At 72.0% G+C, this 12,567-nt stretch carries 11 protein-coding genes; 6 read left to right on the plus strand and 5 right to left on the minus strand.

What is annotated here, in order from left to right:
• Nucleotides 1-3 precede the first annotated feature (3 nt).
• Nucleotides 4-996: a COX15/CtaA family protein gene (locus ABT122_RS11660; protein ID WP_351549027.1), complete on the plus strand. Its 993-nt coding sequence runs from the start codon at nucleotides 4-6 to the stop codon at nucleotides 994-996.
• A gap of 139 nt (nucleotides 997-1,135) precedes the next feature.
• On the opposite strand, the gene ABT122_RS11665 is transcribed toward ABT122_RS11660, so the two are convergent.
• Both ABT122_RS11665 and ABT122_RS11670 read right to left on the minus strand, forming a co-directional pair.
• Nucleotides 1,136-1,486 (minus strand): hypothetical protein, encoded by a 351-nt coding sequence (locus tag ABT122_RS11665; protein WP_351549030.1) that lies wholly within the window; start codon nucleotides 1,484-1,486, stop codon nucleotides 1,136-1,138.
• A gap of 86 nt (nucleotides 1,487-1,572) precedes the next feature.
• Nucleotides 1,573-2,520, minus strand: a complete 948-nt coding sequence (locus ABT122_RS11670) for a heme o synthase (RefSeq protein ID WP_351549032.1) — start codon at nucleotides 2,518-2,520, stop codon at nucleotides 1,573-1,575.
• 265 nt (nucleotides 2,521-2,785) lie between these two features.
• Between ABT122_RS11670 and tkt the strand changes: the two genes are divergently transcribed.
• From tkt to pgl, 5 genes are read left to right on the plus strand one after another with little or no spacing between them, the layout of a single operon-like run.
• The gene (tkt, locus tag ABT122_RS11675) at nucleotides 2,786-4,873 is read left to right on the plus strand and encodes a transketolase (RefSeq protein ID WP_351549035.1); all 2,088 of its coding nucleotides are present in this window, start codon (nucleotides 2,786-2,788) and stop codon (nucleotides 4,871-4,873) included.
• 36 nt (nucleotides 4,874-4,909) lie between these two features.
• Nucleotides 4,910-6,028, plus strand: a complete 1,119-nt coding sequence (gene tal / locus ABT122_RS11680) for a transaldolase (protein WP_351549038.1) — start codon at nucleotides 4,910-4,912, stop codon at nucleotides 6,026-6,028.
• A 5-nt stretch (nucleotides 6,029-6,033) separates the two neighbouring features.
• Nucleotides 6,034-7,566 carry a glucose-6-phosphate dehydrogenase gene (gene zwf, locus ABT122_RS11685; RefSeq protein ID WP_351549041.1) on the plus strand — a complete coding sequence of 511 codons (1,533 nt, stop codon included), beginning with the start codon at nucleotides 6,034-6,036 and terminating at the stop codon, nucleotides 7,564-7,566.
• The gene (gene opcA / locus ABT122_RS11690; protein WP_351549044.1) at nucleotides 7,563-8,681 is read left to right on the plus strand and encodes a glucose-6-phosphate dehydrogenase assembly protein OpcA; all 1,119 of its coding nucleotides are present in this window, start codon (nucleotides 7,563-7,565) and stop codon (nucleotides 8,679-8,681) included. Before zwf ends, opcA begins: the two co-directional genes overlap by 4 nt.
• The gene (gene pgl / locus ABT122_RS11695; RefSeq protein ID WP_351549047.1) at nucleotides 8,678-9,460 is read left to right on the plus strand and encodes a 6-phosphogluconolactonase; all 783 of its coding nucleotides are present in this window, start codon (nucleotides 8,678-8,680) and stop codon (nucleotides 9,458-9,460) included. Before opcA ends, pgl begins: the two co-directional genes overlap by 4 nt.
• 73 nt (nucleotides 9,461-9,533) lie before the next feature.
• Here the strand turns inward: pgl and ABT122_RS11700 are convergent, their stop codons facing one another.
• Genes ABT122_RS11700 through ABT122_RS11710 form a run of 3 tightly spaced genes read right to left on the minus strand, consistent with a single transcriptional unit; the run spans nucleotide 9,534 to nucleotide 12,566 of the window.
• Nucleotides 9,534-10,394, minus strand: coding sequence for a poly-gamma-glutamate hydrolase family protein (locus tag ABT122_RS11700; RefSeq protein WP_351549050.1), 861 nt, complete (start codon nucleotides 10,392-10,394; stop codon nucleotides 9,534-9,536).
• Between the two features lie 49 nt (nucleotides 10,395-10,443).
• The gene (locus ABT122_RS11705) at nucleotides 10,444-12,066 is read right to left on the minus strand and encodes a PH domain-containing protein (RefSeq protein WP_351549053.1); all 1,623 of its coding nucleotides are present in this window, start codon (nucleotides 12,064-12,066) and stop codon (nucleotides 10,444-10,446) included.
• Nucleotides 12,063-12,566, minus strand: coding sequence for a PH domain-containing protein (locus ABT122_RS11710; protein WP_351549056.1), 504 nt, complete (start codon nucleotides 12,564-12,566; stop codon nucleotides 12,063-12,065). Before ABT122_RS11710 ends, ABT122_RS11705 begins: the two co-directional genes overlap by 4 nt.
• Nucleotide 12,567: the final 1 nt, after the last annotated feature.

A 12,567-nucleotide genomic window follows, 5' to 3' on the forward strand; every position in this document is an offset into this window, starting at 1 on the left:
AACATGCACAAGGGCCGTCCTACGATTGTTCCCGTGCTGACCCCCCTCGCTCTCATCGCCCGGCGCTGGACGCCCGAACCCCGGACGGTCCGGCGCGCCGCGTTCTCGGCCGTCGCCATGACGGTGCTGATCATCGTCACCGGCGGCGCCGTCCGGCTCACCGGTTCAGGTCTCGGCTGCGACACCTGGCCCAAGTGCACGGACGACAGTCTCTTCGCCACCCCCGAGCAGGGGCTGCACGGCGCGATCGAGTTCGGCAACCGGCTGCTGACCTATGTGCTGTCGGCGGCGGTCGGCTGGGCCATCGTCTCGCTGCGCTCCACCAAGCCGCTCCGGCGCGGGCTGCTCCGGATGGGGTGGCTCCAGTTCTGGATCGTGCTCGGCAACGCCGTCCTCGGCGGGATCACCGTCTGGGCGGGTCTCAACCCCTGGACCGTGGCGGGTCACTTCCTCCTCGCCAACGCCCTGCTGACGGTCGCCGTGCTCACCTGGCACCGCACCGGCGAGGGCGACGAGCCGCCGCGCCCGCGCGTCCCGCGCCCGGTCCGCAAGCTCTCCTGGGCGATCGTCATCACCTCCGGGGCGCTCATCACCCTGGGCACCGGGGTGACCGGTTCGGGCAAGCACGCGGGCGACAGCAGCGATGTGCCCCGGATGCCGTGGGACTGGTCGAACGCGGCCCATCTGCACGCCGCGTCGGCCTGGCTGGTCTGTGCGCTGGCGGTCGCCATGTGGCTGGTGCTGCGGGTGGTGGACGCTCCGAACGACATCCGGGCGCGCGCCCGTGAGCTGCTGATCGTGCTGCTGGCGCAGGGCGCGATCGGCTATCTCCAGTACTTCACCGGGGTCCCCGAGATCCTGGTCGGCGTGCACATGTTCGGCTCGGCCCTGATGTGGATCGCGGTGCTGCGGCTCGCGCTGAGCCTGCGGGAGCGCCCGCACGCCCGGGTCCCGGTACCGGCCCCGGCCGGCCCCGCGCTCTCCAACGTCGCCTAGGGAGTCCCTCTGGGATCTCGCCGGGCTCGCGAGCCCGGCGAGATCCGGGAGGACGACGAGCCCCCCGCGTCCCGCCCGTCGGCGGTACGGCCCCGGTCACCGGTGGCTCGTACCGCCGACGCGCCGTTCCCCGGGCGGCTCAGCCGTGGGAGGGCCCGGCCGGGCGGGAGGGGTTGGCGGGGCCGCCGAGCTGGATGCCGGCCATCCGGGTCCACTCGTACGGCCCTGTGCGGACCTTGGCCGCGAGGGCGCCGTCGAAGGACTCGTGGACGGTGAGGCCGGCCTTCTCGACGGCGGCGGTGGCGATGGCGTGGTCCGGGGCGACCAGGTCGCCCCAGGCGCCGTCCTCGCCGACGAGGACGATCCGGGTACCGGCCTGGCCGAGATGGGCGAGTTGCGCCTCGGCTCCGCCGTGGGAACGGGAGAAGGCCGCCATCTCCCGGGAGAGCTTGGCGGCCTTGCGCTCGGCGTGCTTGGTGGTGTGGGACATGCCGGGATGCTACTGGCGGGTACCGGGCGGGGACCATGGCGCCGGGGCGTGGCGTGGGCCACGGCCCGGGCCCCGGAGGGGGAGGGTCAGCCCACGAAGGGGTCGACCGCCACCGCCACGAAGAGCAGCGACACATAGGTGATCGACCAGTGGAACAGCCGCATCTCCTTGAGCTTGGCGCCCGTCGCCCCGGCCTTGGCGCGGGCCTGGAGGGCGTGCGCCTCCCAGAGCCACCAGCCACCGGTGGCCAGGGCCACGGCGGTGTAGAACCAGCCGGTGTACCCCAGCGGGGTGAGCAGCAGGGAGACGGCGACCATCACCCAGCTGTAGAGGACGATCTGGCGGGCCACCACCCTGTTGGAGGCGACCACCGGGAGCATCGGCACGCCCACCCGGGCGTAGTCCTCCCTGACCTTCATCGACAGCGGCCAGTAGTGCGGCGGCGTCCAGAAGAAGATGACCAGGAAGAGGATGACCGCGGCCCACGACATGGAGTTGGTGACGGCGGACCAGCCGATGAGCACCGGCATGCAGCCCGCGATCCCGCCCCAGACGATGTTCTGCGAGGTGCGCCGCTTGAGGATCATCGTGTAGACGACGACGTAGAAGAGGAGCGCGCCGAGCGAGAGCCAGGCGGAGAGCCAGTTGACCAGCAGGCCGAACCAGAGCGTGGAGATCACCGCGAGGGCGAGGCCGAAGACCAGCCCCTCGCGCGGCGAGACCATGCCGGTGACCAGCGGGCGCTGGGACGTGCGGTCCATCAGCGCGTCGATGTCGCGGTCGATGTACATGTTCAGGGCGTTGGCACCGCCGGCGGAGAGATAACCGCCGAGGCAGGTGACCAGCACCAGTCCGAGATCGGGCACCCCTTGCGCGGCGAGGAACATCACCGGCACTGTAGTGATCAGCAGCAGCTCGATGATCCGCGGCTTGGTCAGCGCCACGAACGCCTTGACGCGGGCCCCGAACGGCCGGTTGACCGGGCTCGCCCCAAGCACCCCGGCTGGACGGGATTCGACGGCCGTCACGCACACCCCTGACAGAGACTCCCAGCAAGCTCCCGGGCCGCATCAGGACATCCATGGGGCCGGTGAAGACTTGCGCGTACGACGTCACTTTAGAGGCTGCTCCCGCGTCGCCCCGCACGGGGGTGGGGTCGTGTTGGGGTCCGGCCCCGCCCCCGGTCACCACCGTGGGGACCGGCCGCCGGGCCTGTCGCGGGTAGGCTCGGCAGGGCCCGGTGCTTCCGTGTCACCGGGGCATGACATGGAGACATGTGGAGAGGAGCCCTGACCCAGGGTGAGCACCAAGCCGACCACCACAGACCTTGAGTGGACCGATCTGGACCAGCGGGCCGTCGATACCGCCCGCGTCCTGGCCATGGATTCCGTACAGAAGGTCGGCAACGGCCACCCCGGTACGGCCATGAGCCTCGCGCCCGCCGCGTACGTTCTCTTCCAGAAGCTGATGCGGCACGACCCCGCCGACGCGGACTGGACCGGCCGTGACCGGTTCGTCCTTTCCGCGGGCCACTCGTCGCTGACCCTCTACATCCAGCTCTACCTGGCCGGGTACGGCCTGGAGCTGGACGATCTGAAGGCGTTCCGCACCTGGGGCTCGAAGACCCCGGGCCACCCGGAGTACGGCCACACCGTGGGCGTCGAGACGACCACCGGCCCGCTGGGCCAGGGCGTCGCCAACGCCGTGGGCATGGCGATGGCCGCCCGCTACGAGCGCGGTCTGTTCGACCCGGAGGCGGCGCCCGGCACCTCGCCGTTCGACCACACCATCTGGGCCATCGCCGGTGACGGCTGCCTCCAGGAGGGCATCTCCGCCGAGGCCTCCTCGCTGGCCGGGCACCAGAAGCTGGGCAATCTGGTCCTGCTCTGGGACGACAACCACATCTCGATCGAGGGCGACACCGAGACCGCGGTCTCCGAGGACACCCTCAAGCGGTACGAGGCGTACGGCTGGCACGTCCAGCGGGTCGAGCAGCAGGCCAACGGCGACCTGGACCCCGCGGGTCTGTACCGGGCGCTGAGGGCCGCGCAGGCCGAGACCGAGCGCCCCTCCTTCATCGCGGCCCGGTCGATCATCGCGTGGCCCGCCCCGCACGCCCAGAACACCGAGGCCGCGCACGGCTCGGCGCTCGGCGATGAGGAGGTCGCGGCCACCAAGCGCGTCCTCGGCTTCGACCCCGGGCAGAGCTTCGAGGTCTCCGACGCGGTGATCGGGCACACCCGCGCCGCGCTGGACCGGGGCCGTGAGGTCAGGGGCGAGTGGGAGAAGACCTTCGCCGCGTGGCGCACCGCCAACCCCGAGCGCGCCGCCGAGTTCGACCGCATCCGCTCCGGCGAGCTGCCCGAGGGCTGGGAGGAGCACCTGCCGGAGTTCGAGACCGGCAAGGGTGTCGCCACCCGCGCCGCCTCGGGGAAGATCCTCCAGGCGCTGGGCGCGGTCGTGCCCGAGCTGTGGGGCGGCTCCGCCGACCTCGCGGGATCGAACAACACGACGATCGACAAGACGTCGTCGTTCCTGCCGAAGGGCAACCCGCTGCCCGAGGCCGACCCGTACGGCCGCACGGTCCACTACGGCATCCGCGAGCACTCGATGGCCGCTGTGATCAACGGCATCGCGCTGCACGGCAACACCCGTATCTACGGCGGCACCTTCCTCGTCTTCTCCGACTACATGCGCAACGCCGTGCGGCTGTCGGCGCTGATGCACCTGCCGGTGACCTATGTCTGGACGCACGACTCGATCGGTCTGGGCGAGGACGGCCCGACCCATCAGCCGGTGGAGCACCTGGCGTCGCTGCGGGCCATCCCGGGCCTGAACATCGTCCGTCCGGCGGATGCCAACGAGACGGCGATCGCCTGGCGCGAGATCCTGAAGCGGTACACGAAGGAGTTCGGCGTGGGTGCTCCGCACGGTCTGGCGCTGACCCGCCAGGGTGTGCCGACGTACGAGCGCAACGAGGACGCGGCCCGGGGCGGCTATGTCCTGTTCGAGGCCGAGGGTGGTGAGCCCCAGGTGGTGCTCATCGGCACCGGTTCCGAGGTGCAGCTGGCCGTGGAGGCGCGGGAACGGCTCCAGGCCGCCGGGGTGCCGGCGCGGGTGGTCTCGATGCCGTCGGTGGAGTGGTTCGAGGAGCAGGACCAGGAGTACCGGGACGCGGTGCTGCCGCCGTCCGTGCGGGCGCGGGTGGCGGTGGAGGCCGGTATCGGGCTCACCTGGCACCGGTTCGTCGGCGACGCGGGCCGCATCGTCTCGCTGGAGCACTTCGGTGCCTCGGCGGACGGCAAGGTGCTGTTCCGCGAGTTCGGGTTCACCGCCGAGGCGGTCGCGGCCGCCGCGCGGGAATCTCTCGCCGCCGCCGCGCGCTGACGCCGATATACGTACTACGCAGGAGTTGCCATTCTCATGACAGACGCACTCAAGCGCCTTTCCGACGAAGGTGTCGCGATCTGGCTCGACGACCTGTCGCGCAAGCGGATCACCTCCGGCAATCTCGCCGAGCTGATCGACCAGCAGCACGTGGTCGGTGTGACCACCAACCCGTCGATCTTCCAGAAGGCGATCAGCAGCGGTGACGGCTACGAGCAGCAGCTCACGGAGCTGGCCGCGCGCAGGGTGACCGTCGAGGAAGCCATCCGCATGATCACGACGGCGGACGTCCGCGACGCCGCCGACATTCTGCGGCCGGTCTTCGACGCCACCGGGGGCCAGGACGGCCGGGTCTCCATCGAGGTCGACCCCCGGCTGGCCCACAACACCCTGGCGACGGTCGCCGAGGCCAAGCAGCTCGCCTGGCTGGTGGACCGCCCCAATACGCTGATCAAGATCCCGGCCACCCGGGCGGGCCTGCCGGCGATCACCGAGACCATCGGCCGCGGGATCAGCGTCAATGTGACGCTGATCTTCTCGCTGGCGCGGTACCGCGAGGTGATGGACGCGTACCTGGCCGGCCTGGAGCAGGCCAAGGAGCGCGGACTCGACCTTTCGAAGATCCATTCGGTGGCTTCCTTCTTCGTCTCCCGGGTGGACGCGGAGATCGACAAGCGCATCGACGCGCTGGACACCGCCGAGGCCAGGGCCGCGCGCGGCAAGGCCGGTCTCGCCAATGCCCGGCTCGCCTACGAGGCGTACGAGGAGGTCTTCTCCTCGGACCGCTGGGAGGTACTGGACCGGGCGCGGGCCAACCGCCAGCGCCCGCTCTGGGCCTCGACCGGGGTCAAGGACAAGGCGTACAAGGACACGCTGTACGTGGACGACCTGGTCGCTCCCGGCACGGTGAACACCATGCCCGAGGCGACCCTGGAGGCCACCGCCGACCGCGGCCGGATCACCGGTGACACCGTGCGCGGCACCTACGAGCAGTCGCGGGCGGAGCTGGCGGCCGTGGAGGCCCTCGGCATCTCCTACGACGACGTCGTCCAGCTGCTGGAGGACGAGGGCGTCGAGAAGTTCGAGTCCGCCTGGAACGACCTCCTCACGTCGACCGAGGCGGAGCTGAAGCGCCTCGCCCCCTCGGAGGGCTGACCACCGTGTCCGGTACCGGCGAGGCCAATCCGCTTCGTGACACCGCAGACCGACGGCTCCCGCGCATCGCGGGGCCGTCGGGCCTGGTCATCTTCGGCGTCACGGGCGATCTGTCCCGCAAGAAGCTGATGCCCGCCATCTACGACCTGGCCAACCGCGGACTGCTGCCGCCGGGTTTCTCCCTGGTCGGCTTCGCCCGCAGGGAGTGGCAGGACGAGGACTTCGCCCAGGAGGTCCACGACGCCGTCAAGGCGCACGCCAGGACTCCCTTCCGCGAGGAGGTCTGGCAGCAGCTCAACCAGGGGATGCGTTTCGTCCAGGGCGACTTCGACGACGATGACGCCTTCGAGACGCTGAAGAAGACGATCGCCGAGCTGGATCAGGAACAGGGCACGGGCGGCAACTTCGCCTTCTACCTCTCGGTGCCGCCGAAGTTCTTCCCCAAGGTCGTCCAGCAGCTCAAGAAGCACGGGCTGGCCGACCCCAAGGAGGGCTCCTGGCGCCGGGCGGTCATCGAGAAGCCGTTCGGGCACGATCTGGTCTCCGCGATGGAGCTGAACCAGGTGGTGCACGAGGTCTTCCCGTCCAACGAGGTCTTCCGGATCGACCACTACCTCGGCAAGGAGACCGTCCAGAACATTCTGGCGCTCCGGTTCGCCAACACCCTCTTCGAGCCGATCTGGAACCGGTCGTATGTCGACCATGTGCAGATCACCATGGCCGAGGACATCGGTATCGGCGGCCGTGCCGGGTACTACGACGGCATCGGCGCCGCCCGTGACGTCATCCAGAACCATCTGCTCCAGCTGCTGGCGCTGACCGCGATGGAGGAGCCCGCCTCCTTCGACGCGGACGCGCTCGCGGCCGAGAAGACCAAGGTCCTCGGTGCCGTGCGGCTGCCGAAGGACCTGGGTGAGAACACCGTGCGCGGGCAGTACGCGGCGGGGTGGCAGGGCGGCGAGAAGGCCGTCGGCTACCTCCAGGAGGACGGGATCGACCCCGAGTCGACGACCGACACCTACGCGGCCGTCAAGCTGGAGATCGACAACCGCCGCTGGGCGGGGGTGCCGTTCTATCTGCGCACCGGCAAGCGGCTGGGCCGTCGGGTCACCGAGATCGCGGTGGTCTTCCAGCGCGCTCCGCACTCCCCCTTCGACCACACCGCGACCGAGGAGCTGGGCCAGAACGCCCTGGTCATCCGCGTCCAGCCGGACGAGGGCGTGACCCTGCGGTTCGGTTCCAAGGTCCCGGGCACCTCGATGGAGGTGCGGGACGTGTCGATGGACTTCGCCTATGGCGAGTCCTTCACCGAGTCCAGCCCCGAGGCGTACGAGCGGCTCATCCTCGATGTGCTGCTCGGCGACTCCAACCTCTTCCCGAGGGTGGAGGAGGTCGAGCTGTCGTGGAAGATCCTCGACCCGATCGAGCGGTTCTGGGACGAGAACGGCAAGCCCGCCCAGTACGCGTCGGGAACGTGGGGTCCGGTCGAGGCGGACGAAATGCTCGCACGAGACGGACGGAGCTGGCGCCGGCCATGAAGATCGATCTGACGGACACCACATCCAGCAAGATCAACAAGGCGCTGGTGCAGGGGCGCAGGGCGATCGGCACCCCGGCCGTCGGCATGGTGCTGACCCTGGTCATCGTCACCGACGAGGAGAACGCCTACGACGCGCTGAAGGCCGCCAACGAGGCATCGCGCGAGCACCCCTCGCGCACCCTCGTGGTCATCAAGCGGGTCTCGCGCACCCCGCGCGCCCGGGCGCAGGCACGCCTGGACGCCGAGGTGCGGGTGGGCGCGGAGGCCGGCACCGGTGAGACGGTGATCCTGCGGCTGTACGGGGAGGTCAGCGAGCACGCCCAGTCGGTCGTGCTGCCGCTGCTGCTGCCCGACGCGCCGGTCGTCGTCTGGTGGCCGGTGAGCGCCCCGCTCGACCCGGCGAAGGACCCGCTGGGCGCGCTGGCCCAGCGCCGGGTCACGGACACCTACGCGTCCGAGCACCCGGTCCAGGAGCTGAGCGCGCGCGCCGAGGCGTACACCCCCGGCGACACGGATCTCTCCTGGACCCGGATCACTCCCTGGCGTTCGATGCTGGCCGCCGCGCTCGACCAGGTGGTCTGCGAGGTCACCTCGGTGGAGGTGGAGGGCGAGGAGTTCAACCCGAGCGTGGAGCTGCTGGCCATGTGGCTGGCGGACCGGCTGAAGGTCCCGGTCATCCGGGCCCTGTCGGCGGGCCCGGGGCTCACGGCGGTGCGGATGGAGACGAGCTGCGGCCCGATCGTGCTGGACCGGGCGGACGGTTCGCTGGCGAACCTCTCCATCCACGGGCAGCCGGACCGGGCGGTGGCGCTGAAGCGGCGGGACACCGCCGAGCTGATCGCGGAGGAGCTGCGGCGGCTGGACCCGGACGACACCTACGCGTCGGCCCTGCGCTTCGGGGTGGACCGGCTGGGTGACGAGAGCCGGGCGACGGCGCCCTCGGGCGGCCGTGGTGGCGCGGCGGGGCGGAAGACCGCTTCATCGGACGCTTCCCCGGACGCGGGCTCGCCCGATGGCGGGTCCGCCGCTCCGGCCGCCGCCACCGATCCGGCTCCGGCTCCGGCTCCGGCTCCGGCGAAGAAGGCCGCCACGAAGAAGGCGGCGGCCAAGTGAGCGCTCCCCAGCTGGTCGTCCACCGCGACAAGGAGCTGATGGCGCAGGCCGCCGCGGCCCGGCTGATCACCAGGATCGTGGACGCCCAGGCCGCGCGCGGCTCGGCGTCGGTGGTCCTGACGGGTGGCCGCAACGGCAGCGCCGTGCTGGCCGCGCTCGGGGCCTCCCCGGCCCGGGACGCGATCGACTGGCGCCGTCTCGACCTGTGGTGGGGCGATGAGCGGTTCCTCCCCGAGGGGGACCCGGAGCGCAACGCGACCCAGGCCCACCGGGCGCTGCTCGACAGCGTCCCGGTGGACCCGGCGCGGGTGCACCCGATGGCCGCGTCGGACGGCGCGTACGGCGGTGATGTGGAGGCCGCGGCCGCCGCGTACGCCACCGAACTGGCCGCGGCGGCGGGTCCCGAGGACCACGGCGCGGTGCCGTCCTTCGATGTGCTCATGCTGGGCGTCGGCCCGGACACCCATGTCGCCTCGCTCTTCCCGGAGCTTCCGGCGGTACGGGAGACCGAGCGCACGGTGGTGGGTGTGCACGGCGCGCCCAAGCCTCCGCCGACGCGTATCTCGCTGACGCTGCCGGCCATCCGGTCGGCCCGTGAGGTGTGGCTGCTGGCCGCCGGCGAGGACAAGGCCAAGGCGGCGGCGATGGCGCTGTCGGGCGCGGGAGAGGTCCAGGCCCCGGCGGCCGGGGCACGTGGCCGCGGCCGCACCCTGTGGCTGCTGGACGCCGCTGCGGCCTCCGAGCTGCCGCGCGATCTCTACCCGCCGGCGCTGGCGTAGCACCCGGTGGGAGCGGAGGGGCCCGGTGAGCCGTCGTGGCGGCTCACCGGGCCCCTCCGTCTTCCGGACGGATTCAGTGGACGATCTGCTCGGGGGCCTGCTCCTGGAGATGGATGGCCTTGCGGGTGGCGGCCACGAAGTCGTGGAAGACCTGGGTGGTGCTGGTGGCCCGCCCGGCGCCGGTGTTGACGGTGAACATGGCTGCCCGGAGTTCACCGGTCAGCTCCAGCTGGGCGCCCATCCTGAGGATCGTCCGGTTGCAGATGTTGTTGGGCTGCTCCCCCGCCAGATTCGTGCCGGCTCCGTCGATGACCTGGAATCCGGCCGCCGTCAGCTGTGCCTTCAGCAGGTTCTTGAACGGCACGTTCAGCCCCCCGACGACCACGGCCTGCTTGTTGTCCGGGGTGGTGACCCCCTGCCAGTCGCAGCCGTGCACGCTCACGACGTTGAGGCTGCTCCCCGCCATGGAGAGGGCGACCCGGTCGTCCGCCTTCGACGATGTGACATGGAAGGCGTCCGCGTTGCCGCTGGTCTTCCGTCCCTCGAACATCCAGTAGTCGTGGAGCGGCAGACCGTCCCGGCCGGCGGGAGCGACCGGGGAGGTGTGGAATCCGGCGATCCCCAGACAGAGTTCCGAGGTCCCGGGTTCGATGCCGCCTCCGTGGATCGCCATGACGGTGGTGCGGGTGAAGTGGGGGGCGAGGTTGGGATCGGCGCGCCTGAACCGTCTGGAGTAGTCACGGCCCTCGACCAGGGCCGTGTTCGTGTAGATCTCCGTGTGCGACTCGGGCTCGGCCACCGCGGCGGGCGCGGCCACGGCTCCGGTGGCGTGCGCGGTTCCGGGCGCGGCGGTGGCGGTCTCCGCCAGCGCGGTGGTGCCCACGGCGGCGGTCGCGAAAGCGGTCAGTATGGTGCGGCGGCTTGCTTCAGTCATGATCAATGATCACCCGGGGCTGATTCCGCCTCTCCATCGGTCCCGGTGATCACCGCTCCGGCGGCGGCTCCAGGAAGGGCGTCAGCAGCCCCGGTACCGCCGCCGCCGCGAAGGCGATCCCCTCGGCCGCCTCCGCGTCGTACACGGAGTACGCCCCCGAACCGGCCGCCGTGGTCGCGGTCACGGTCAGCACCCCGGCGCGCCGCTGGAAGAACGACTGCCTGACCACCCAGCCGATGACCCCGGAGCGCCGGAGCGCCACGGTCGAGCGGCGGGCGGTGCCGGAGCGGGCCACGAGATAGTCGCCGCTGAGGGTGTGGCCGAGGCTGCGGTAGGCGTCCAGGGCCAGCAGCACCGCCGCCGGGACCGCCACCGACGCGGCGGCGGCGGCGATGTACAGCAGGACCGGGGTCAGCCGCAGACCCAGCAGGGTGAGCACCGCGAGCGGGCCGAGGACGGCGGCGAGCGCCCAGCGCAGCCTGCGGGTGCGGGCCGCGCCCGGGTGGCGGGTCAGGGGCGCGTCGGTCGGGGTGACGCTCTCGCGGAGCACCCGCGCCGCCACCTCGCCCGCGAGCGCGCGCGGCGCGGGCGGCAGCAGCACCTGGAGGTCGACGTGCTTGTCCTCGTCGTCCTGGCCTATCCCGGTGGCGACGGCGTCCACCCGGGCGGCGCCGGCCAGCCGTACGCCCAGGGGCTCGACCAGCTCGACACCGCGGAGCCGGCGCTCCTCCACGGAGATCGAGCGGACGGTGAGAAGTCCGCGCCGCACCCGCAGGGTGCCGCCGGGCTCGCGCTCCAGCCGGTAGTTCCACCACATCTCCACCCAGAGACCGAGGGCTCCGACGACCCCCGCGACCAGGGCGGCGAGGACGAGCGTGAGGACCAGCACCGCGACGGAGGTGTCCCGGAAGCGGTCGCCGACCCAGTCGATGACCGTTCCCTGGGCTCCGAACCAGTCGCTGACCTGCATCACGGCGCCCGCCGCCGCGCCGCCCAGCAGCGGGGCGACAAAGGAGAGCGGGGCGTACCGCATCCAGCGCGGGTCGAGACCGGCGAGGTTCCCGTCGTGGTCGACGCGGGGCCCGGCGGCCGGCGGGCGGTCGAGGAGGTCACGGCGGAGCCGTTCGCCCTCGGCCCGGGAGACCGGGTTGAGTTCCAGGGTGGACTCGCCGCTCCCGGCCTGTTCCCCGGTGCCGATGCGGACCGTGACGAGACCGAGGACCCGCAGCAGCGGATGGGCGGTCAGATCGACCGTGCGTATCCGCTCGCGGGCCAGCGAGCGCCGTTTGACCAGCACCAGCCCGGTGTGGAGTTCCACCCGTTCGGGGCCGACGCGGTAGCGGGTCTTGCGCCACTTGACGTACTCGGCGCCGACGGCGGCCAGGACCACCAGGGCGGCGGCGCCGAACAGCGGGAGCAGCCCGGCGCCGCGCCGGGAGGCGTGGGCGAACCAGGCGCCGCCGGAGAGGCCGAGCAGTACGGGGAGGCAGACACCGGCGGCCACCGAGCCCCAGACCGCCGCGGTGACGAGCAGGGCCTTGGGATCGATCCGCCGCCAGCCGTCGGCGGGGTCGGCGGACGGGAGGGCGGCGGGCCCCGGAGCGGCGGCCGGAGCGGTGGGCTCCGCGGCGGCGGGCCCGGCGACGCGGGCCGGACCGGGCTCGGCGCTCATGTCGCGTCCCCCGGCGTCGCCCGGGTGATGCGGGTCAGCCGCTCCGCGAGATCGGCCGCCACCTCGTGGTCCAGGCCCTCGATCCTGATGGCCCCCTTGGAGGAGGCCGTGGTGACGGTGACCGTGGCCAGCCGGTACGCCCGCTCCAGCGGCCCCCGTACCGTGTCCACGGTCTGGATGCGGGACATCGGCGCGATCCGCCACTCCTGCCAGAAGGCACCGGTGCGGACATAGACCGCCTCGTCCGTGGCCTCCCAGCGGTGCACCCGGTACCGCCAGCGGGGCAGCACCGCCGCCTCCACCAGCCCCAGCAGCGCCACCGCGCCGGCCGCGGCCAGCAGCCAGGTCCGTGCGGGGGCTATCAGCCAGCCCGGTATCGCGAGCACCGCCGTGCCCAGGGCGGTGACGATCAGCGACCGCGCCCGCCACCAGCGCACCGCCCGTCCGTCGAGCGGGTTGTTCGGCGGGCGCAGCCGTACGGTCCCCTCCCTCTCCGTCACC

The sequence above is a fragment of the Streptomyces sp. NPDC001985 genome, assembly GCF_040296845.1.
GTDB lineage: Bacteria > Actinomycetota > Actinomycetes > Streptomycetales > Streptomycetaceae > Streptomyces.

Coding starts and splice junctions, on each gene's coding strand:
- ABT122_RS11700 (WP_351549050.1), bottom strand. CDS start 10,394: ATGACTGAAGCAAGCCGCCGCACCATACTGACCGCTTTCGCGACCGCC.
- opcA (WP_351549044.1), top strand. CDS start 7,563: ATGAAGATCGATCTGACGGACACCACATCCAGCAAGATCAACAAGGCG.
- ABT122_RS11660 (WP_351549027.1), top strand. CDS start 4: ATGCACAAGGGCCGTCCTACGATTGTTCCCGTGCTGACCCCCCTCGCT.
- ABT122_RS11665 (WP_351549030.1), bottom strand. CDS start 1,486: ATGTCCCACACCACCAAGCACGCCGAGCGCAAGGCCGCCAAGCTCTCC.
- tal (WP_351549038.1), top strand. CDS start 4,910: ATGACAGACGCACTCAAGCGCCTTTCCGACGAAGGTGTCGCGATCTGG.
- ABT122_RS11705 (WP_351549053.1), bottom strand. CDS start 12,066: ATGAGCGCCGAGCCCGGTCCGGCCCGCGTCGCCGGGCCCGCCGCCGCG.